Here is a 20,363-nt window from a genome sequence, read left to right as displayed (position 1 = left end):
GAAGGACCGGCGGGGTTTGCCGTCCCCGATGTCTGGTAAATGCATAATCGCACCAAGTGACGCCCGGGCCGGGCCCGTGAGCGCGCCACATGACGCGGGGAGGCATACGCCATGGCGTGGCTGCTGGTCGTGGTCGCCGGAATCCTGGAAACGGGGTTCGCGGTCTGCCTCAAGCTGTCGCACGGCTTCACCCGGCTGTGGCCGACGATCGCCTTCGCGTGCTTCGCGCTCGGCAGCTTCGGCCTGCTGACGCTGGCCCTGAAGAAACTGGACGTGGGACCGGCCTACGCGGTGTGGACCGGCATCGGGGCGGCCGGTACCGCGATCTACGGAATGGTCTTCCTCGGGGACCTGGTCTCCACCCTGAAACTGGTCTCGATCTCCCTGGTGATCCTCGGCGTCATCGGGCTCCAGCTCTCGGGCTCGTCCCACTGAGCAGCCCGAGCAGCCCGGCCCGCCCCGGCCCCGGCGGCTCGGCCGGGGCGACCAGGTAGGACAGCGCGAGCCGCACGGCGAGCTCGCACCGCTGCGCCCCCTCCTGCGCCCCGAACACGGCGTGGGCCCGCTCGCGGACCCCCCGGATCAGCTCGGCGGGCCCCAGCGCGGGCAGTCCCGGCCGGACCCCGCGGCCGGCCGGGACGGGTAAGTTGCCGTTCCAGCACCCCGTCAGCAGGGCCCGTACGAGGGCGCGCTCACGGCCCGCGCTGACGGTCCATTCCGCGACCGCCGCCAGCCGCCCGGCCGGCGACCCGTCCCCGCCCGGGCCCGGGGCGGACAGGGCACGGTCCACCCCGTCGAGGTACCAGGCCGCGTCGCGCCGGACCAGCGCGTGGCCCAGGCCCGTCTTGCCCGCGAACTCGTTGTAGAGGGTCTGCCGCGAGACCCCGGCGGCGGCCGCCACGTCGGTCATCCGCACGGCCGGCCACGGGCGCGCCGCGAGCGCCGCTCCCGCCGCTTCGAGCAAGGACTCCCGGGCCGTGGGCACCGTCGCCTCCCCTTCGACGTCTCCGGTCGACGTCTCCGCCAGAGTTGACGGACCGACAGATCCTGTCAAGGGTGCCCGTGCCGCACCGTGGACGCCCGCCGCGTCGCCCCGGCCGTCTCGGTAGGGTTCGGGCATGCCCGAGTATGACGATGACCTGCGCCTTGCCCTCGAACTCGCCGACGCGGCGGACGCCGCCACGATGGAGCGGTTCCGCGCCCTCGACCTCAAGGTCGAGACCAAGCCCGACATGACCCCGGTGAGCGAGGCCGACACCGCCACCGAGGAGATCATCCGGGCCGGGATCACCGCCGCGCGGCCCGACGACGCCATCCTGGGCGAGGAGTACGGCCTCAAGGGCGACGGCCCGCGCCGCTGGGTCGTGGACCCGATCGACGGTACGAAGAACTACGTGCGCGGCGTCCCGGTGTGGGCGACGCTGATCTCGCTCATGGCGGAGCAGGCCGACGGCTCCTTCCGTCCCGTCGTCGGCGTGGTGTCCGCCCCGGCACTGGGCCGCCGCTGGTGGGCGGCGCGCGGGCAGGGGGCCTACGCCGGGGGCGCGCTCGGCGAGACCACCCCGCTCGGCGTCTCCAAGGTCGCGACCCTCGGCGACGCCTCCTTCGCCTACTCCTCGCTGAGCGGCTGGGAGGAGCAGGGGCGGCTGCCCGGCTTCCTGGACCTGACCCGCGCGTGCTGGCGTACGCGGGGCTACGGCGATTTCTGGCCGTACATGATGGTGGCCGAGGGCTCGCTCGACCTGTGCGCCGAGCCGGAGCTGAACCTGTGGGACATGGCGGCCCTGGCGGTCGTGGTGGAGGAGGCCGGCGGCCGTTTCACCGGCCTGGACGGGGTGGACGGCGTACACGGCGGCAATGCGGCGGCCTCGAACGGGCTGCTGCACGCGCAGATGCTGGACCTGCTGCGCCCGCGCGGCTGACGTACGCGGGACGGGCGCGCGCCGCCGCGGCGGTGGCCTGCGCCCGTCCGTGCCGAATGTGCCCCTTACGCGCCTCCTTGCTGACACTCCGTGTGCGTGGGAATCTGAAAACTCCTCCGCTTGTGCGCTTGTGAAGGGCTTCTCTAAGTGCGGCCGTTCGCGCGCGCACCCACCCAAGCGGAGGGACTCACCAGGAGGTGGCTCTCTTCATGCTCGTCCGCGACGCCATGAGCACCGTGATCCTCACCCTCGGACCCACTCACACCCTGCGCCAGGCGGCCTGCCTGATGTCCGGCCGGCGCGTGGGCGCCGCCGTCGTCCTCGACCCCGAACACAGCGGCATCGGCATCCTGACCGAGCGCGACATCCTCAACTCGATCGGCGCGGGCCACGACCCCGACCGGGAGTCCGTGGGCGCACACACCACCAACAACGTGGTCTTCTGCACCCCGGACGCCACCGTGCAGGAAGCCGCCGAGGCCATGGCCCACGGCGGCTTCCGCCATCTGATCGTCCTGGAGCACGGCGGCCCGGTGGGCATCGTGTCCGTACGCGATGTGATCCGCTGCTGGGCCCCGGCGCGGCGCACCACCGTGCCCGCCTCCGTCCCGGCGTAGGAACGGCCGACGGGCCGGCGCCCCCTCGCGGGGAACACCGGCCCGTCGGCCTGCTACGACAAGGTCCCGATCAGGCGCGGAGGGCCTGGACCGCGGCCTCGAGACGCTTGCCGAAGTCACCGTCCGCCTGGCGGAAGTTGTTGATCGCGCGCTCGACGATGTCGTCGCGGGAGACCTTGGCGATGAAGCCGGAGAGGTTCTCGACCAGACGGGTCTTCTCGTCCTCCGAGTACAGGCGGTAGAGGTTGCCCGCCTGGACGAAGTCGTTGTCCTCGGAGTGCGAGGGCGCGGCGTGGTTGCCCGTGCCACCGGTGACGGCGGAGGAGACCCACAGCGGGCGGTCCGTCTGGTGCGGGCCGCCGAAGCTGTTCGGCTCGTAGTTCTTCGCACCCTTGTGGCGGCCGTCGTACAGGTAGCCGTCACGGGAGTTGGTGCGCGCCTCGGTGGCGTGCGGGCGGTTCACCGGCAGGTGGTCGGCGTTGATGCCGACGCGGTAGCGGTGGGCGTCGCCGTAGCCGAAGAGGCGGCCCTGGAGCATCTTGTCCGGGGACGGACCGATGCCGGGGACGAAGTGCGCCGGGCTGAAGATCGACTGCTCGACCTCGGCGAAGACGTTCTCCGGGTTGCGGTTGAGCTCCAGCTTGCCGATCTCGATCGGCGGGTAGTCCTCGTGCGGCCACACCTTGGTGAGGTCGAACGGGTTGAAGCGGTACTCGGCCGCCTCGGCCGCCGGCATGATCTGGACCTGCACGGTCCAGGACGGGAACTCGCCGCGCTCGATGGACTCGCGCAGGTCGCGCTGGTGCGAGTCGGGGTCCTCACCGGCGAGCTGGTTGGCCTCGGCCTGGGTGAGGTTCTTGATGCCCTGGTCGGTCTTGAAGTGGTACTTGACCCAGAAGACCTCGCCGGCCTCGTTGTTCCACTGGAACGTGTGCGAGCCGTAGCCGTTCATGTGGCGGTAGGTCGCCGGGATGCCGCGGTCACCGAACAGCCAGGTCACCTGGTGGGTGGACTCGGGCGACAGACCCCAGAAGTCCCAGACGTTGTCCGCCTCCTGCGAGCCCGTGTACGGGTCGCGCTTCTGGGTGTGGATGAAGTCGGGGAACTTGATGGCGTCCTTGATGAAGAACACCGGGGTGTTGTTGCCGACGAGGTCGTAGTTGCCCTCTTCGGTGTAGAACTTCAGCGCCCAGCCGCGGGGGTCGCGCACGGCGTCGGCGGAGCCGAGGTTGCCGGCGACGGTGGAGAAGCGGAGGAAGGTCTCCGTCTCCTTGCCGACCTCGGACAGGAACTTCGCCCGGGTCCACTGCGAGACGTCACGGGTCAGCGTGAACGTGCCGTAGGCGCCGGCGCCACGGGCGTGCACCACGCGCTCCGGGATGCGCTCGCGGTTGAAGTGGGCGAGCTTCTCCAGCAGCAGCTGGTCCTGAACGAGAACGGGGCCGCCGATGCCGGCGGTCTCGCTGTTCTGGTTGTCAGCGACCGGAGCTCCGGCCTCCGTGGTGAGCGGTCCCTGCGTCACGTGCGCCTCCTGCGTAAATTTGCTGCAAACCTGTCCTGCGCCCTAACGTAACCGATCCTACGATGGACTTTGTCTAAGTCAAGTAAGCATCCAAGTCGACACTCGATCGGGAGTTACACCGAATCGCCTCGCTGCTAGGCTGGTGGTATGAGTGACCTGCTGGAACGACTTCGCGGACGCGGATGGCGCATGACCGCACAGCGGCGCGTCGTGGCCGAGGTGCTCGACGGTGACCACGTTCACCTGACGGCCGACGAGGTGCACGCCCGTGCGGTGGACAGGCTGCCGGAGATCTCCCGCGCGACCGTCTACAACACCCTGGGCGAGCTCGTCACCCTGGGCGAGGTCCTGGAAGTGTCCACGGACCGGCGCGCCAAGCGGTACGACCCGAACGCCCACCGCCCCCACCAGCACCTGGTGTGCGCCCAGTGCGGCGCGATCCGCGACGTGCACCCGGCGGGCAACCCGCTGGCCGACCTCCCGGACACCGAACGCTTCGGCTTCGTGGTGTCGGCGGTCGAGGTCACGTACCGCGGGGTGTGCCCGAACTGCGCCGGAGCCTGACGGGCCGAAGAACAGCAGGAGGCCGGGAGCTCATCGAGCTCCCGGCCTCCTCTCGTTTTCCGCGTCGTACGCATCCGGAAACGACCGAAGGCCCGGATCCAGAGGATCCGGGCCTTCGAGCCTTCAGTAGCGGGGACAGGATTTGAACCTGCGACCTCTGGGTTATGAGCCCAGCGAGCTACCGAGCTGCTCCACCCCGCGTCGGTAAACACGACTCTACGCGAGGGTGGCGAGCAGATGCAAATCGATTCGCGGACGCTACGCGGACAGCTCCTCGGCCAGGGCGTCGCGCAGCCGGGCCGCCCGCTCGGAGACCTCCGCGGGGCCCAGTTCCATGGCGCGCACGCACCATTTCTGGCCCTCCGTCAGGTCTCCCTGCCGAGCCGCGAGCAGCCCCAGCCGCAGCGCCGCCCGGCCGTGTCCGGCCACCGCCGCCCGGGTCCACCACAGCGCCGCCTCGGGCTCGTTGCCCTCGCGCGCCAGCAGCAGACCCAGGTTGAAGGCGCCGTTGCGGGAGCCCGCCTCCGCCGCCTCCCGGTACCACCGCGCCGCGGCCGCCAGCTCGCCCCGCGCCGCGGCCAGCATGCCGACCCGGACCTGGGCACGCCGGTGCCCCAGCTCGGCGGCCCGCTCGTACCACTCCTCGCTCTCGGTGCGCGCGGCTCCGCCCACGGGCTCGCCCAGCGCCACCGGCTCCGGCGGCGGGGCCAGCGACTCCAGCAGCGCGGCCAGCCGGAAGGCGGCCTCCGCGCTGCCGCCGCCGGCCGCGCAGCGCAGGTGCCGTTCCGCCGCCCGCTCCTCGCCGTCGCGGACCAGCGCGATGCCGACCTGGAGCGCCGCGTCGGTGTGTCCCGCCGAGGCCGCCCGCTCGTACCACTTCAGGGCCGTGCGGTCCTCGTCCCGGCTGGCGAAGAGGATGCCGAGGTTGAAGGCCGCGTCCACGCTCCCCGCCTCCGCCGCCTTCGAGAACCACGGCTCCGCGCCCTCCGCGTCACCGCCCTGGAGCAGCAGGATGGCCAGCGCGTTGGCCGCCTCGCGGTGTCCCGCGTACGCGGCGCGGCGGTACCACTGCTCGGCCGGTCCGGTCCGCTCCTGGGCGGCGCAGAGCAGCGCGAGGTTGTACGCCCCGTTCTGGTCGCCCGCGTCCATGGCGGCCCGGTACCACTTCTCGGCCGTCTGGGTCTCGCCGCGCGCGGCGTGCAGCGCCCCGAGCGCGTTCGCCGCGTTGCCGTCGCCGTCCTGCGCGGCACGCAGCCACCAGGTGGCCGCGCTCTCCTCGTCGCCGGCGTCGCGCAGCAGGAAGCCGAGGGCGCAGGCCGCCCGCGCCTCGCCCTGCTTGGCGGAGGTGAGGTACCAGCGCCCGGCCTCCTTCAGCTCCCCGCGCGCCTCCAGCAGCGCGCCCAGGTGCAGCCCGGCGCGCCGGTGGCCGCGCGCGGCGGCCTGCCGGTACCACTGCTCGGCCTCGGCCGGGTCGCCCCGGCGCAGGTGCCGGGCCAGCCGGTACGCGGCCTCGCGGTGCCCCTGCTCCGCGGCGGCGCGGAACCACCGCTCGACGCCCTTGTCCCCGCGGTGCTCCAGCAGGTCGGCGAGGCCGTAGGCCCCCAGGGCGTGGCCGGATTCCGCCGCCTGGCGCATCCAGTACTCGGCGGCGGGCTCGTCGCCGCGCTCGCGGTAGTGGCGGCCCAGGGCGTGCGCGGCGGGAGCGGATCCGGCCACGGCGGCCACGCGCCACCAGCCGGCGGCCTCGTCGGGGTAGCCGCGCTGGTGCAGCAGGACGCCCAGGTTGTTCGCGGCCGCGCGGTCGCCCGCCCCGGTCGCTCCGCGGAGGTAGGGCTCGGCTCCCGCGAGGTCGCCGCGGCGCAGCAGGAGGGCGCCCAGTACGCTCATCGCGCCCGGGTCCCCCTTGTCGGCGGCGACCCGGTGCCGGGCCTCCAGCGCGGCGTCGCTGGCGGCGTCGGTCAGCGCGAAGGCCGCGTCGTCGAACAACTCGTCAACAGACGCGTCTGATACGCCCGACACGTGTACGTCCGGGGTGGTCGGCGCCGCGGCCGTGGTCCGTACCGACTGCGTGGTCATCGCGGTCTGCACGTCAACGGCCTGAGCCGCCCCATCGGCCTCCGCATCCGATTCGGAGTCCGCCCTCACAAACCGCCCTGTCTCCAGCAGAGTTGACCTGTCCCCCATAAATCCCATCGTCGCATCACCTGCTACCCGCGTACACCTGGTATGTCGCAGTCAGTGAGGTCACTACAGCGTTTTGTCGACATGCCCACAGAGAGACAAGTCAAACACGCTCACACCCCAACTCACCCACCTCAGTGACCCCGCGTCGGCGAAAATCTCGATGGGACATGACGAAGGCCCGGATCCATCGGATCCGGGCCTTCGTCTTCAGTAGCGGGGACAGGATTTGAACCTGCGACCTCTGGGTTATGAGCCCAGCGAGCTACCGAGCTGCTCCACCCCGCGTCGGTAAACCAACCGTACCACGACGCGGGGTGGAACCATTACCGCTATCCGCTGGGCGTCGGCGTCGCCGCGGGCGCCGGCACCTTCGCCTCGGCGTCGATCGCCCGCTTCAGCGCGGCCTGCAGATCGCTCTGGGCCTTGCCGTACGCCGCCCAGTCGCCGGCCTTGAGCGCCTTGTCGGCGTCCTCGACCGCCTTCTGCGCGTCGGCCAGGGCCGCCTTGACCGTCGGGTCCTGGCTGGTCGGCGGCGGGGTGGTGGTCCCGTCGCCCGGCGGAGTGGTGGTCCCGTCGCCCGGGGGCGGGGTCGCCGACTCGGCACCGAACACCACGTTCAGCGCCTTCTCCAGCGTGTCCTCGAAGGCCGTCTGGTCCCCGTAGGTCACCAGGACCTTCTTCAGCAGCGGGTACTTGAGGCCGCCGCCGCGCACGTACACCGGCTCGACGTAGAGCATTCCCTTGTCGAGCGGGACCGTGAGCAGGTTGCCGTACTCCACCTGGGAATCACCCCGGCTCAGGATGTTGATCTCCTGGGCGATCTCCGGCTTGGAGTTGAATCTCGCCTGGACGAGCTTCGGGCCGTCCACCGGGTTCTGGGTCGGCAGCTTCAGCAGCTGGATCTTCCCGTACTCCGCGGTGGTGGGGTCGGCGTTGACCGCCATGAAGGCGCTCAGGTTGTCCCTGCCGTTCGGCGTGAGCGTCGTGGTGAGGGAGAAGGCCTGGTTGGGGTCCTTCTGGCCCGGCATCTTCATGGAGAGGTAGTACGGCGGAACCGCCGTCCCCGCCTTGGTGGTCGGGTCGTCCGGCACCGCCCAGACCTCGCTGCCGCTGAGGAAGGTCTGCGGGTCCGTGACGTGGTAGCGGGTCAGCAGCTCACGCTGGACCTTGAAGAGGTCCTGCGGGTAGCGCAGGTGCTCCATCAGGGTCGGCGAGATCTCCTTCTTGTCCTTCACCGTGCCGGGGAAGGCCTTCATCCACGTCTTGAGGACCGGGTCCTTGGTGTCCCACTGGTACAGCTTCACCGTGCCGTCGTAGGCGTCGACGGTGGCCTTCACCGAGTTGCGGATGTAGTTGACCTGGTTCTCCTGCGCGACCACGGCGCGCTGGGAGTTGGTCAGCGAGTCCGCCGTCGTGTCCCCGAGCTGGGTGCGGGACGCGTAGGGGTAGCCGTTGGTGGTGGTGTAGGCGTCCACGATCCACTGGACCCGGCCGTCGATCACCGCCGGGTAGACGGCACCGTCGATCGTCAGCCACGGGGCCACGGCCTCGACACGGGCCTTGGGCGTGCGGTTGTAGAGGATCTTCGACTTGTCGTCGATGGCCCCCGAGTAGAGGATCTGCGGCTCGCTGAAGGCCAGGGCGTACGCGGCGCGGTTCACCGGGTTGCCCAGGCTCACCCCGCTGTCGCCCTGGTAGGTGGTCTCCTTCTCGCCCTGGTCGTTGGCGTAGTCGAGCTCCTTCTGCGGTCCGCCGACGATCGAGTACTGCTTCGTCTGCTCGCCGTAGTAGATCCGCTGCTCGTACTCTCCGAGGTCGCCCCGCGCGGGCAGGCCCGACTCGGTGAACACCGGCTCGCCGTTGGGGGTCACCTCGGTGCCCTTGGCCGCGACCACGCCGTATCCGTGGGTGTAACGGAAGTGGTCGTTGATCCAGTTGTTCTTCGGGATGCCCGCGAGGTTGATCTCACGGAGCCCGATGACCGTGTCCTGGCCCTTGTACCGGTCGACCGCCAGCGTGGCCGGGAAACCGTAGTAGCCCTTGTTCTGCTGGAGCTGCTGGAAGGCCGGGGACACGATGTTCGGGTCGAGCAGACGGATGCTCGCCGTGGTGTTCGCGTCCTGGCGGAGCTTCTTCTTGTCCGCCTTGGGGTCCGGCAGGCCCGCGTAGTCCGTGACCGAGGCGTCGGCGACCCCGTAGGCGTCGCGCGTCGCCTTGATGTTCTTCTGGACGTACGGGGATTCCTTGGCCTGCTCGTTCGGCTGGACCTGGAACTTCTGCACGATCGCCGGGTACAGCCCGCCGATCAGGATCGCCGAGAGCACCATCAGGCCGAAGCCGATGACCGGGAGCTGCCAGGTGCGGCGCCACAGCGTCGCGAAGAACAGCACCGCGCAGATCGCCGCGATGGCGACGAGGATCGTCTTGGCCGGCAGGTAGGCGTTGGCGTCGACGTAGCGCAGACCGGTCCAGTTGTCCGCGGCCTTGAAATCGCTGGACTTCACGGCGAGGCCGTACCGGTCGAGCCAGTACGCGACCGCCTTGAGCGTGACGAAGAGGCCGAGCAGCACCGACAGGTGGCCGGTCGCCGCGGCGGTGGCCCGCGCACCGGGGCTGGTGACGCGCAGTCCCCCGTAGAGGTAGTGCACGACGGCGGCGGCGATCACCGAGAGCACGACGGCGGCGAAGCCGAAGCCGAGCAGGAAGCGGTACCAGGGCAGGTCGAAGGTGTAGAACGACACGTCCAGGTTGAACTGGGGGTCCTTCGTGCCGAAGGGCACCCCGTTCACGTACATCAGCCAGGTCTTCCACTGGCCCGCCGCCGAGGCGCCCGCGATCAGGCCCACCAGCGCGGAGATGCCGAGCAGCAGCCACTTGCGGTACGGCGCGACGGTCATCCGGTAGCGGTCGAGGCTCTGCTGCTCCATCGACATCGCGCTGAGCGGCGGCCGCAGCCGGTGGGCCAGCCAGATGTTCAGCCCGACGGCACCGGCCATCAGGAGGCCGAAGACGGCGAAGAGGCCGACCTTGGTCCACAGGGTGGTGGTGAAGACGGTGGAGTAGTCGACGGAGCGGAACCAGAGCCAGTCCGTCCAGAAGCCGGCGAACATGATGAACGCCATGGCCAGGACGGCCAGCACGCCCAAGGTCATCAGAAGAGTCCGGGCGCGCCGGGACGGGCGGCCGACTCTCATCCGTGGCCCGGAAGGGCCTCCGCCGCGGTCCGGCATCTGGAAAGCCAAGGTGCGCACCTCGAAAGTCGCTGTGTGTAAGTGATGCTGAGATTTTTCAAAGCATGGGCCCCCGATCGTAGAGCCCACTCATGCAACTTACTGAGGCTTTAGTCAGTTCCCGGTATCCGGGGGAAAGGAGGCAGGATGTTGCCCATGTCCAACCTTTCGCCGTCCCCCGGCACCCCTATGGCGGCAAGCCCGCTGACCCGTGCCGTCCTCGAAATCGACGAGTACGCCTCCACCCTCGGCTGGGACAAGCCCGCCCGGCTTTTCGCCCTGGTCGACACGGCCAGGCTGCGCAAGGAGGCTCCGGGCGTCGCCCGCCAGCTCGGCCTCGACCAGGACGACACCGGCAAGAACCAGCTCACCCCGATCGAGCAGGACGAGGTGCCGGCCGGAACCCCGCTGGACAAGTTCCTGGGGACCATCGCCTGGCCCCCGTCGATCCTCGGCTGCGCGCTGACGGTGGAGCGGTTGATGCTCCCGCCGTCGGCGGAGTCCTCCGTACCGGAGGGGCTCAGCGACAAGCAGCTGGCCAAGTGGGTCGCCGGGCACCCGGAACGGCAGGAGGTGCGGCTGACCGTGGGCGTCCTGCGCGACGGCACGCGCGAGTCGGCCGTACGGCTGCGGGAGAAGGACTCGGCGAACGAGGTGCTGACCGGCGCGACGCTGGTTCCCGGGCTCGCCGAGGCGCTGGCCGCGACCTTCCTGGACTAGCCGGCGAGGTCGGCGGGGCCGACGCGGGCCGGCGAGGCCAGTGCGGCCGGCGCGGATGCGGTCAGGGCTTGGCGCACTGCGTCAGCCCGGCCGTGTCCCCCTTGCTGATCTTCTCCAGCGCCTTCACGGCGTCGTCGATGGTGGAGACCTTCACGAGCGTCAGCCCGTCCGGTACGTCGCCCGCGGCGGCGGCGCAGTTCTCGGCGGGCGTCAGGAAGTACTGGGCACCGGCCTGGCGGGCGCCGATGGTCTTCATCTGGATGCCGCCGATCGGGCCGACCTTGCCCGCGTCGTCGATGGTGCCGGTGCCGGCGATGAACTTGCCGCCGGTGAGGTTCTCCGGGGTGAGCTTGTCGACGATGCCGAGTGCGAACATCAGCCCGGCGCTGGGGCCGCCGACGTCGGCGAGCTTGATGTCGATGGTGAACGGGAAGGTGTGGTCGGTACCGGCCCGGATGCCGACGACGGCGTGACCGTCGCCCTCCGCCTTGCCCGCGACGATCGAGACCTTCGTCGTGCCGGTGGGCTCGCGGTGCGCCTTCTCGGCCTCGGCGGCCTCGGCCGCGGGCACGATGGTGAACTCGACCGGCTCGCCGGGCTTGTGCTTGGTGACCAGCTTGGCCACGTCGTCGGGAGCGTTGACGGGGGTCCCGTCCACGGCCTTGATGACGTCCCCGGCGTGCAGCTTGCCCTCGGAGGGGCTGCCCTTGACCACGGAGGCGACGATCACGCGGGCGGCGACCGGGATGCCGAGCTGCTTGAGGGCGGCCACCTTGGCGCTCTCCTGCGACTGGCTGAACTCCTCGGCGTTCTCCTGCGTGGACTCCTGCTCGGTCTTGCCGTCCGGGTACAGGTTCTCGTGCGGGACGACGATGTTGTCGCCCGCGGCCCAGCCGTAGACGGCCTCCAGCAGGTTCATGTCGTAGTCCGCGCCGGTGACGCGGACCGTCGTCATGTTCAGGTGCCCTGTGGTCGGGTACGTCTTGTGCCCCGAGATGTTCAGGACGGGCTCGCCGTGCGAGTCGCCGAGCGTGTTCACGGTCGGGCCCGGGCTCATCTCGGAGTACGGGGCCTTCATGAACACTCCCGCGCAGAGCAGCGCGAACAGCATGAGGGTGGAGGCGAGCATCGTCGCAGTGCGGCGTGGCATGGATCGACAGTACGTGACGGCCCTGTGGAGCGGCCCCCGGGGCCGGTCCGTACGGGGGCCCGGCGCCGCGTCAGACGGAGTCCACGGTGTCCTTCTTGCGCTGGGCGTCCGCGTCCGCCTTCGCCGCGCCCGGTTCGCTCTGGCCCATGGCCTCACGGAACCGCGCGTAGCCCGCGAGCTCGGATATGTCACCGGTCGTGCGGTCGCGTGCCGCCCAGCTGCCCCATATCGCCGCTCCGATCGCGGCGAACAGCGGAATCAGCAACCACGCCAAAGACGCCATGGGCGTGTCTCCCTACCCCGAAGTACATGTTGTTGGTGGCATCAACGCTGCTGCCCGGGAGGGGGTTACGCAAATCGAGGGCGTGTTGCGCGTCCGAACGGGGCAATCGGCGGCCCCCGGCCCCTGCCTCAGCAGGCGCCGACCCACTCCTCGGTGCCGTCCGCGAACGTCTGGTGCTTCCAGATGGGGACCTCGTGCTTGAGGTCGTCGATCAGCATGCGGGCGGCCTCGAAGGCCTCGCCGCGGTGCGGGCAGGAGACGGCGACGATCACGGCGAGGTCGCCGACGGCCAGGTCGCCGATGCGGTGGACGGCGGCGAGGGCGCGGACCGGGTACTTCTCCACCACGCGCTCGGCGACGCGGCGCATCTCCGCCTCGGCCGAGGGGTGGCAGGAGTAGCCGAGCTGGTCGACGTCCGCCCCGCTGTCGTGGTTGCGCACCGTGCCGACGAAGAGCGTCGTGCCGCCCGTCGCGTCGTCGCCGACGGCCTTGAAGACCTCGTCGATCGAGAGCGGGGTGTCACGGATTTCGAGCAGCCGGATCGGGTCCGGAGCGGCGTGCTCGCCGGGGTGGTCGAAGTGCGGTGCCATACCTTCCATCGTGCCCTAGCCGCCGACCCGGCGGAATAGCAGTTTCACCAGGGCCCCACCGGCCCCCTTGGGAGCCTCCTACAGAAACGGGCTGGTGGCGGCGCGGGCGCAGCCCACCGGGCCCCGCCGTACGAGCCCGCAGGCCCCGGCGGCATTCAGCCGCGCGGCCCCCACGGGCCCGGTGGGGGCGGGGCCGGCCCGGCCCCGCCCGGGGTCAGATGCCGCGGCGCCGGCGGGCGGCGCGGATCGCGGCGGCGGCGCCCAGCAGCGCGACCGTCGCACCGGCGGCACCGGCGGCGGTGGCGTCCTTGCGGCCCAGGCGGCGGCCCACCACGGTGTGCCGGCCCGCCACCTCCTGGAGCAGCTCCGCCAGCACCTCCTCGTTGGTCCAGCGCGGCCGCCACCCGGCCGCGTGCAGCCCGCTGACGCTGACCACCCACGGGTGCATCGTGTACGCGAGGTCCCCGGCCGGGGACGGGGTGAGGCCGATCCGGTGCAGCCGGGCCGCCGCGCCCAGGGCCACGGCCGACGGGAGCTCCATGCGGCGGATGCCGCTCAGCTCCTCGACCTCCTCCTGTTCCAGCCAGCCCTCGCAGCCGACCGCGAGCTCCCCCTCGACCTTCTCCAGGGCCGCGTACTCCAGCGCGCTGACCAGGTCCTCCACGTGGCAGAACTGCCAGGTCGGGCGGGAGCCCGCCACCACCAGCAGGCGGGGGGACTCGAAGTACCGGGTCAGGGCGGTGTCCGTGCCGCCGACCAGGACGGCCGGGCGGACCACGGTGACGTTCAGGCCGGGGTGCGCGCGCGGAGCCCGGCGGCCCAGCCGCTCGATCTCCAGCAGGTCGCCGACCCCGGTCGCCTCCGCGGTGGCCCGCAGCTCGGCGTCCTCGGAGAGCGGGATGTCGTTGTCCGGCAGGGCCCCGTAGACCATCGCCGAGGTGCAGAGCACGACCCGGTGCACTCCGGCCGCCGCGGAGGCGGTGAGCACGGTCTGGGTCCCGCGCACGTTGTACGCCGTACGGGCCGCCGGGTCCGTCTCCAGGTCGAGGTCGAGGGCCAGGTGCACCACGACGTCCGCGCCGCGCAGTTTCTCGGCGATTGCCGGGTCCCGTACGTCCAGGAGGTGCCACTGCGCGTCCGTGCAGTCCCCGCGCCGCTCGTCGATGGCGACGACCTGCTTGACCTCCTCGGACGCGGCCAGCCTGGCCACCAGGGCCGCCCCCACCCCCGAGGCGGCACCGGTCACGGCGATCACGGGGCCTCGGCGCGCGGAGCCGCCCGGGTTTCGCGTCCGGCGAACGCCCTGGGCGTCCTCGCCGTGCTCAGGGCGGTTGTCCGGGCCCTGCTCGTCCAAAGCGTGCGGATCTGGGGAACTCACCAGGCGTCTCCAGCGGTTGTCTTCAGTAGGGACGCACCGTGACGCGCACCCACCAGTCGACGTCCATCCTGCCGCAGCCCAGGAGCCGGCGGAGCACCGAGCCCGGAAGCGGGTCTGGTGTCTACGCTGGGTGGTGTTGTCGAAACCAAAGCCCGCCGGCTCCCGCCGGCGGCCCTACGAGCCGAGGAAACCCGTGAGCGACATCCCATTCGGATTCGGCCTTCCGCCCGAGGAGCCGGACAACGGCGACGAGGGCAAGAAGAAGGGCAACCAGGGCGGTCAGAGCGGCCCGACTCCGTTCGGGTTCGGCACGGGCCTGCCCGGCGGCTCCGGCGGGCCGGGCGACGCCGACAACCCCTTCGCGGCCATGTTCGGTTCCATGAACCCGAACGACCTCGGCGCGGCCTTCCAGCAGATCGGCCAGATGCTGAGCTACGAGGGCGGTCCGGTCAACTGGGACATGGCCAAGGACATCGCCCGCCAGACCGTGGCCCAGGGCACCTCGGACGGGGTCAAGGACGCCAGTGTGGGCATCGCCGAGAAGTCGGCGGTCGAGGAGGCCGTGCGCCTCGCCGACCACTGGCTCGACGGGGTCACCTCGCTGCCGTCGGGTGCCGCCACGGCCGTGGCGTGGAGCCGCGCCGAATGGGTCGAGGCGACCCTGCCGGTGTGGAAGGAACTCGTGGACCCGGTCGCCGAGCGCGTCGGCGCGGCCATGGGCAGCGTCCTGCCCGAGGAGATGCAGGCCATGGCGGGCCCGCTGCTCGGCATGATGCGCTCCATGGGCGGGGCCATGTTCGGCCAGCAGATCGGCCAGGCCGTGGGCACCCTCGCGGGCGAGGTCGTGGGCTCGACCGACGTCGGGCTCCCGCTGGGCCCGGCCGGCAAGGCCGCCCTGCTGCCGCTGAACATCGAGAGCTTCGGCAAGGACCTGGGCGTCTCCTCCGACGAGGTCCGGCTGTACCTGGCGCTGCGCGAGGCCGCCCACGCGCGGCTCTTCGCGCACGTGCCGTGGCTGCGCTCGCACCTCTTCGGCGCGGTCGAGGGGTACGCGCGGGGCATCAAGGTCGACACCTCGAAGCTGGAGGACGTGGTCGGCCAGCTCGACCCGACCAACCCGGAGCAGCTGCAGGAGGCCCTCCAGGGCGGCATGTTCCAGCCGCAGGACACCCCCGAGCAGAAGGCCGCGCTGGCCCGTCTGGAGACGGCGCTCGCGCTGGTCGAAGGCTGGGTGGACGCGGTCGTGCACGAGGCCGCCAAGCCCCGGCTGACCTCGGCGGACGCCATGCGCGAGACCATGCGCCGGCGGCGTGCCTCGGGCGGCCCGGCGGAGCAGACCTTCGCGACGCTGATCGGGCTGGAGCTGCGGCCGCGCCGGCTGCGCGACGCCTCGCGGCTGTGGGCCTCGCTCACCGACGCGCGCGGCGTGGACGGGCGCGACGGGCTGTGGGAGCACCCGGACATGCTGCCGACCGCTTCCGACCTGGACGACCCGGACGGGTTCGTGCACCGCGAGCAGCTGGACTTCTCGGAGATCGACAAGATGCTGGGCGAGGCCGCCCAGAAGCGCGACCAGGACGGCGACGACACCAAGTGAGCCTGCACGAAGACGCGGTCCTCGTCCTGAAGGGCTACGAGGGCCAGCCCGAACTGCGCGACGTCTACCTGGAGCACCTGGCGGCCCACCCGGACGGGGTCTACAAGCCCTGCCAGGCGGGCCACGTCACCGGCAGTGCGCTGGTGATCGACCCGGAGCACGAGCGCGTCCTGCTGACCCTGCACAAGAAGCTGGGCATGTGGCTCCAGATGGGCGGGCACTGCGAGCCGGGTGACGCCACCCTCGCCGACGCCGCGATGCGCGAGGCCCGTGAGGAGTCCGGGATCGCCGACGGGCTGACCCTGGTGGCCGGCGGGCCGGTGCGCCTGGACCGGCACCCGATCCCGGCTCCGTGCAACTGGCACCTGGACGTGCAGTACGCCGTACTGGCGCCGGCCGGTGCCCTCGCAGCGATCAGCGACGAGTCGCTGGACCTGCGCTGGTTCCCGTACGCGCAGGTGGCCGAGGTGGCCGACGCCTCCGTGGTGCGGCTGCTGGAGGCGACGCTGGCGCGGCTCTGAGCCGGTCGGACACGAGGAAGGGGCGGCCCCGCCGATGCGGGGCCGCCCCTTCCGTGCGTCTGTCCGTATCCGGATCCCGGATCAGTTCCAGGCGTTGTTCTGGTTCTGCGCGTGGGCGCCGTGCTGGCCCATGCCGAACTGCGCGGCCGCGCCCTGCCCGATCTGGGCGTTCTGCGGCGGGAGCGCCTCGCTGGGCTGGACCAGGGCGAAGCCGGTGCCGAGGAAGCTCAGCTCCCAGCCCTCGCCGGTGTTGCCGCGCCGCCGCCAGACGCCGCTGGAGTGGGTCTGGGCCTGCATCTGCACGCGCAGCGAGGTGGACCAGGCGACGATGGCGTCCGCGTCGGCGTTGACGTACTTGTCGGGCGTGACCTGCATCATCAGCGGCTGCCCGGAGGTCATCAGCGCGACCTTGCCGCGGCCGGTGATGTTGAGCTGGTACTTGCCGGAGCCGGAGATCCCGTACTGGCTGTCCACCGCGATGACCTCGGTGTGCAGGGTGGAGTCCAGGGCCAGCACGTAGCTGCTGTCGACCGTGAGGCCTTCCTGGTCGACGTCCACGACGTGGACGTACTGGGCCAGGTTGGCCAGGTAGACCGTGCCCTGCCCGGAGCAGCGCATCAGGTCGAGGCCCTCACCGGTGCGGGCGCGGGCACCGCGCTGACCGGCGCTCTGGTACTCGCCGTCGAAGTCGATGATCCCCTGGTAGGCGACCATCGCCCCCTTGCGGGCGAGCACGTCGTCGGAGCCGGTCAGCGAGACCCGCAGCAGCTGCGGGTTCTGGACGGCGTACCGCTCCTGGGTCTGTGCCTCGGCGTGGGCGAAAAGTGAGCTCTGCATGGTGTGTCTTCTCCCCCTCAGCCCCGGGCCCGGAGCCGGTCGGTGCTGTCCTCGCTGGGCTGTACGACGACGATGCCCTGGCCGGAGAAGGCCATCTGGTAGGCCTCCCCGCTGCCCCGGCCGATCATCGACGAGGCCTTGAAGCTGCGCTTGCCCTTGACCTTGAGGTTCGGGGACCAGGCGACGAGCGCGTCGGGGTCGACGTACGTCTCGTCCTCGCCGCGGCCGCAGTCGACGACGATCGGCGTGCCGCGCGAGGTGATCGCGACCCAGCCGGTGCCGGCGACCGACACGTTGAACAGGCCCTGGCCGGCGAACTTGGCCATGCCCTTGACCCGCTCGACGCCCCACTGGAGGTGGGCGTCGAAGGCGAGCAGGTTGGTGCCGTTGACGGAGAGCGAGTCGTTGTTGAGGTTGATCACGACGACGTCCGCGCCGTAGTCGGCGAGGTAGAGCAGGCCGTCGCCCGTGCACTTCATGAGCGGGGCGCCCTCGCCGGTGATCCACTGCGAGGCCATCTGGCGGACGGCCGGCGGGTTGGGCTCGTACTGCACGAAGCCCTCGTAGGCGACCATCGACCCGGTGCGCGCGAAGAGGTCCTGGCCGCTCTGCATGGCGACCTTGAGCATCGCGCGGCCATGGTTCTCCATGCGGGCCGTGACGGGGGTCGGGGCGTAGCCCGCGAGCTGCTGGTTCATTGCGTTCATGGCATTCATGTGGGGCTCCCTCAGACCTCGTACGGCTGGACGACGATGAAGTTGCCGGGAGCGCCGCGGAACTGGAGGTTCACGGTCTCCCCGCTGTGGCCGGGGTAGGCGTTGCGGCGCAGCCGGACCTGGCTGGAGATGATCACCTGGGCGGCCGAGGACCACGCGACGATGGCGTTGCTGTCGGCGAAGGTGGTCGGGGTGACGGGCAGGACGACGGGCACGCCGTGCGTCTTGACGATCACCGTGCCGGTGCCCTGGAACTGCATGGTGAACAGGGCGCCGCCGGGGATGCCGTGGCCCTCGATGCGGCGGATCTCGTGCTGGAGCGACTCGTCGAAGGCGAGGACGTTCTCGGCGGAGACGCAGATGCCGTCGCCCTGGAGCTCGATGGCGTGCAGGTGGGCGCCGGTCTCGGCGAGGAAGACCTGGCCGCGGCCGGAGCAGCGCATCAGCTGCATCTCCTGGCCGGTGGCGTTGCCGACGACGCGGCCGGCGAAGCCCGCGCCCTTGTAGCTGAAGTCGACCTTGCCCTGGTAGAGCACCATGCTGCCCTGGCGGGCGAGGACGGCCTGGCCGCCCATGGACAGGTCGACGCGCATGAGCTGCTGGTTCTGCGGGGTCCAGCGGGCGCCGGTGGGGGCTTCCTTGTACGGCTGCAGGGCCGCGGCGAGTCCGGCGCCGGCGGCGGGAACCGCCTGCGGGGGCTGGCCGTAGCCGGGCTGCTGTCCGTAGCCGGGCTGCTGGCCGTACGGGGGCTGCTGGCCGTAGCCGGGCTGCTGCTGGCCGGGGACCTGGCCGTACGAGGGCTGCGGCTGCTGCCCGTACGGCGCGGGGGCCGGGGCGGGCGGCGCGACCTGCCCGTAGGGCGCGGGGGCGGGCGGGGCCAGGGGGGCGCCCATCGGGGCGGCCATGGTGGGGGCCGCGTGGACGGGCTGCTGGTACGGCGCGGGGGCCGGGACCTGGGCCGGGGCGGGGGCCTGCGGGGGCGCCTGGGGCGGCGCGCCGAAGGAGGGCACCGGGGCCGGGGGCTGCGCCTGGACGGGAGCGCCGAAGGAGGGCGCCGGGGCGGCGGCCTGCGGGGGCGGGGCGAAGCCCGGCGCACCGGCCGGGGCCTGCGCCTGCGGCGCGGGCTGCTCCTCCTCGGCGACCTCGCCGCCGAAGTTCTGGAGCAGCGCGGCGAGCCCGCCGTCGAAGCCCTGGCCGACGGCGGCGAAGCGCCACACGTCCTTGAGGTAGAAGTCGCCGATCATCAGCGCGCGCTCGGTGCTGAACTCCGAGCCCGTGAAGGAGTACCGCACGACCTCCTCGCCGCCCGCGACGATGCGGATGTAGCCGGGGCCGATCTGCGACATCTGCCCGGCGCCGTCGATGGCGGCGGTGAAGGAGAGCTTGTGGATGTTGGCCGGAATGCGGTCCAGGGTCACCCGGAAGGATTCCGTGTCACCGGACTGTGCGCCCAGCAGCTGGATGGACTCCTCCGGCGACTTCGGCTGGTTGAAGAAGACGAAGTAGCGGTCGTCCGAGAGCTGTTCGTCGGCGTCGAGGCCGAAGCAGCTGATGTCGATGGCGAGCCCGGGCCCGGCGATCTGGACACCCACGTAGAGGTCCGTGCCCGCCGTCAGATCACTGATTTTGGCCTTGTGACCGCGTTGGAATTCCCTGGCCATACGTAAGACCGTCCCCCATCCCGACTGTGAATGCGTGCCGCTCAGGCTAACGCCAACCTCGGACATCCGGCCAAGTCGGTACCGACCCGGTACATATCACGAGCCGTGACATGGCCGGGTTATAGCGGACAAATCCGGATCATTCCTCGCGGGCGGCCGGGACCTTCGGAAGGCGCTCGGCGGCGACGACTCCTTCGAGGTACCCGCGCGCCCGCTCGGTGCGCGGATACGCCTCCAGCAGTTCCCAGAAACCGGGGCCGTGCCCGGGCACGAGGAGGTGCGCCAGCTCGTGCAGCAGCACGTAGTCGACGACGTACTCCGGCATCCCCTGGATCCGGTGCGAGAGCCGGATGCTTCCTTCGGCGGGGGTGCAGGAGCCCCAGCGGGTGTTCTGGTTGGTGACCCAGCGGACCGTGCGGGGGCGGGCGCGGCCACCGAAGTACTGCTCGGACAGGCGCTCGGCGCGCTCGGCCAGCTCCGCATCGCCGAAGGTGCGCTTGCTCTCCTGGGCCTCGAGCTTGTCGAGCATGACGCCCACCCAGCGCTGCTCCTCCGCCTCGGACATCCGGGCAGGGATGAGGACGACCGTACGATCACCCTCGCGGTAGGCGGATACGGTCCTGCGGCGGCGTGCGCTCCGGCGGACTTCGACGGCGCGCTTCGGTGGATCGGCGGACACGCCATGACGGTACCCGGTCGCCGCGGCGGAAGTCCCGCCCTCCCGGGGTCGAACACGAACCGTTGCGCAGTCGGCGGCACGGGCGCCCCCGAGGACGCTCGTCATTCATTTCATATACCTAATACCCCTCACCTGTGGACAAACTTGAGCAGGTCTCTCTCCTGCCGGGCAATCTTGCGGAAAGCGAAAGCA

The 20,363-nt window shown here is 71.2% G+C and carries 19 protein-coding genes and 2 tRNA genes; 7 read left to right on the top strand and 14 right to left on the bottom strand.

The features are described 5' to 3' along the window. Window positions 1-111: 111 nt before the first annotated feature. On the top strand, window positions 112-435 hold the full coding sequence (locus ACZ60J_RS24200) for a DMT family transporter (protein WP_112447780.1): 324 nt from the start codon (window positions 112-114) through the stop codon (window positions 433-435). On the opposite strand, the gene ACZ60J_RS24195 is transcribed toward ACZ60J_RS24200, so the two are convergent. Beyond that, window positions 401-985, bottom strand: coding sequence for a TetR/AcrR family transcriptional regulator (locus tag ACZ60J_RS24195; protein ID WP_469684816.1), 585 nt, complete (start codon window positions 983-985; stop codon window positions 401-403). The two genes, ACZ60J_RS24200 and ACZ60J_RS24195, sit on opposite strands and share 35 nt — an antisense overlap. Window positions 986-1,118: 133 nt before the next feature. Between ACZ60J_RS24195 and hisN the strand changes: the two genes are divergently transcribed. Then, window positions 1,119-1,922: a histidinol-phosphatase gene (gene hisN, locus ACZ60J_RS24190; RefSeq protein WP_469684814.1), complete on the top strand. Its 804-nt coding sequence runs from the start codon at window positions 1,119-1,121 to the stop codon at window positions 1,920-1,922. A 209-nt stretch (window positions 1,923-2,131) separates the two neighbouring features. Further along, complete coding sequence (locus ACZ60J_RS24185) at window positions 2,132-2,539, top strand: CBS domain-containing protein (RefSeq protein ID WP_250750305.1); 408 nt, start codon at window positions 2,132-2,134, stop codon at window positions 2,537-2,539. A 70-nt stretch (window positions 2,540-2,609) separates the two neighbouring features. Here the strand turns inward: ACZ60J_RS24185 and ACZ60J_RS24180 are convergent, their stop codons facing one another. Further along, complete coding sequence (locus ACZ60J_RS24180) at window positions 2,610-4,061, bottom strand: catalase (RefSeq protein WP_266955311.1); 1,452 nt, start codon at window positions 4,059-4,061, stop codon at window positions 2,610-2,612. Between the two features lie 147 nt (window positions 4,062-4,208). Between ACZ60J_RS24180 and ACZ60J_RS24175 the strand changes: the two genes are divergently transcribed. After that, window positions 4,209-4,625 carry a Fur family transcriptional regulator gene (locus ACZ60J_RS24175; RefSeq protein WP_243336077.1) on the top strand — a complete coding sequence of 139 codons (417 nt, stop codon included), beginning with the start codon at window positions 4,209-4,211 and terminating at the stop codon, window positions 4,623-4,625. Between the two features lie 127 nt (window positions 4,626-4,752). Here ACZ60J_RS24175 and ACZ60J_RS24170 read toward each other — a convergent pair. The 4 genes from ACZ60J_RS24170 to ACZ60J_RS24155 all read right to left on the bottom strand — a co-directional run bounded on the left by ACZ60J_RS24170 (window position 4,753) and on the right by ACZ60J_RS24155 (window position 10,060). Then, window positions 4,753-4,826, bottom strand: a tRNA-Met gene (locus tag ACZ60J_RS24170). 57 nt (window positions 4,827-4,883) lie between these two features. Next, window positions 4,884-6,809, bottom strand: a complete 1,926-nt coding sequence (locus tag ACZ60J_RS24165; RefSeq protein ID WP_469684811.1) for a tetratricopeptide repeat protein — start codon at window positions 6,807-6,809, stop codon at window positions 4,884-4,886. 211 nt (window positions 6,810-7,020) lie between these two features. Next, a tRNA-Met gene (locus tag ACZ60J_RS24160) sits at window positions 7,021-7,094 on the bottom strand. A 44-nt stretch (window positions 7,095-7,138) separates the two neighbouring features. Next, the gene (locus ACZ60J_RS24155) at window positions 7,139-10,060 is read right to left on the bottom strand and encodes a UPF0182 family membrane protein (RefSeq protein WP_469684809.1); all 2,922 of its coding nucleotides are present in this window, start codon (window positions 10,058-10,060) and stop codon (window positions 7,139-7,141) included. Window positions 10,061-10,186: 126 nt separating this feature from the next. Between ACZ60J_RS24155 and ACZ60J_RS24150 the strand changes: the two genes are divergently transcribed. Beyond that, on the top strand, window positions 10,187-10,759 hold the full coding sequence (locus tag ACZ60J_RS24150; RefSeq protein ID WP_469684807.1) for a PPA1309 family protein: 573 nt from the start codon (window positions 10,187-10,189) through the stop codon (window positions 10,757-10,759). A gap of 61 nt (window positions 10,760-10,820) precedes the next feature. Here the strand turns inward: ACZ60J_RS24150 and ACZ60J_RS24145 are convergent, their stop codons facing one another. The 4 genes from ACZ60J_RS24145 to ACZ60J_RS24130 form a co-directional block, all read right to left on the bottom strand. Beyond that, window positions 10,821-11,909, bottom strand: a complete 1,089-nt coding sequence (locus ACZ60J_RS24145) for a YlbL family protein (RefSeq protein WP_469684805.1) — start codon at window positions 11,907-11,909, stop codon at window positions 10,821-10,823. Window positions 11,910-11,979: 70 nt separating this feature from the next. Beyond that, window positions 11,980-12,192: a hypothetical protein gene (locus ACZ60J_RS24140; protein WP_274549473.1), complete on the bottom strand. Its 213-nt coding sequence runs from the start codon at window positions 12,190-12,192 to the stop codon at window positions 11,980-11,982. 128 nt (window positions 12,193-12,320) lie between these two features. Continuing rightward, a complete protein-coding gene (locus ACZ60J_RS24135; RefSeq protein ID WP_469684803.1) occupies window positions 12,321-12,782 on the bottom strand; it encodes a molybdenum cofactor biosynthesis protein MoaE in 462 nt (153 codons plus the stop codon). A 214-nt stretch (window positions 12,783-12,996) separates the two neighbouring features. After that, entirely contained in the window at window positions 12,997-14,160 is a 1,164-nt protein-coding gene (locus ACZ60J_RS24130) for an SDR family oxidoreductase (RefSeq protein WP_469684802.1), read from the bottom strand. Between the two features lie 193 nt (window positions 14,161-14,353). Here ACZ60J_RS24130 and ACZ60J_RS24125 point away from each other — a divergent pair, with 193 nt between their 5' ends. After that, window positions 14,354-15,757, top strand: coding sequence for a zinc-dependent metalloprotease (locus tag ACZ60J_RS24125; RefSeq protein ID WP_469684800.1), 1,404 nt, complete (start codon window positions 14,354-14,356; stop codon window positions 15,755-15,757). Further along, a complete protein-coding gene (locus tag ACZ60J_RS24120) occupies window positions 15,754-16,278 on the top strand; it encodes an NUDIX hydrolase (RefSeq protein WP_469684798.1) in 525 nt (174 codons plus the stop codon). Before ACZ60J_RS24125 ends, ACZ60J_RS24120 begins: the two co-directional genes overlap by 4 nt. Window positions 16,279-16,359: 81 nt before the next feature. Here the strand turns inward: ACZ60J_RS24120 and ACZ60J_RS24115 are convergent, their stop codons facing one another. The 4 genes from ACZ60J_RS24115 to ACZ60J_RS24100 form a co-directional block, all read right to left on the bottom strand. Further along, window positions 16,360-17,115 carry an AIM24 family protein gene (locus ACZ60J_RS24115; protein WP_469684796.1) on the bottom strand — a complete coding sequence of 252 codons (756 nt, stop codon included), beginning with the start codon at window positions 17,113-17,115 and terminating at the stop codon, window positions 16,360-16,362. A 17-nt stretch (window positions 17,116-17,132) separates the two neighbouring features. Continuing rightward, window positions 17,133-17,813 (bottom strand): AIM24 family protein, encoded by a 681-nt coding sequence (locus ACZ60J_RS24110; RefSeq protein ID WP_469684902.1) that lies wholly within the window; start codon window positions 17,811-17,813, stop codon window positions 17,133-17,135. Window positions 17,814-17,842: 29 nt separating this feature from the next. Next, a complete protein-coding gene (locus ACZ60J_RS24105) occupies window positions 17,843-19,492 on the bottom strand; it encodes a TerD family protein (RefSeq protein WP_469684794.1) in 1,650 nt (549 codons plus the stop codon). Between the two features lie 139 nt (window positions 19,493-19,631). Beyond that, the gene (locus tag ACZ60J_RS24100; protein WP_469684792.1) at window positions 19,632-20,171 is read right to left on the bottom strand and encodes a M48 metallopeptidase family protein; all 540 of its coding nucleotides are present in this window, start codon (window positions 20,169-20,171) and stop codon (window positions 19,632-19,634) included. Window positions 20,172-20,363 lie beyond the last annotated feature (192 nt).

It is taken from the genome of Streptomyces sp. NPDC104226 (genome assembly GCF_055584085.1).
The sequence above is the reverse complement of the archived record's forward strand: the minus strand, read 5'-3'. Positions and strand labels throughout refer to the sequence as shown.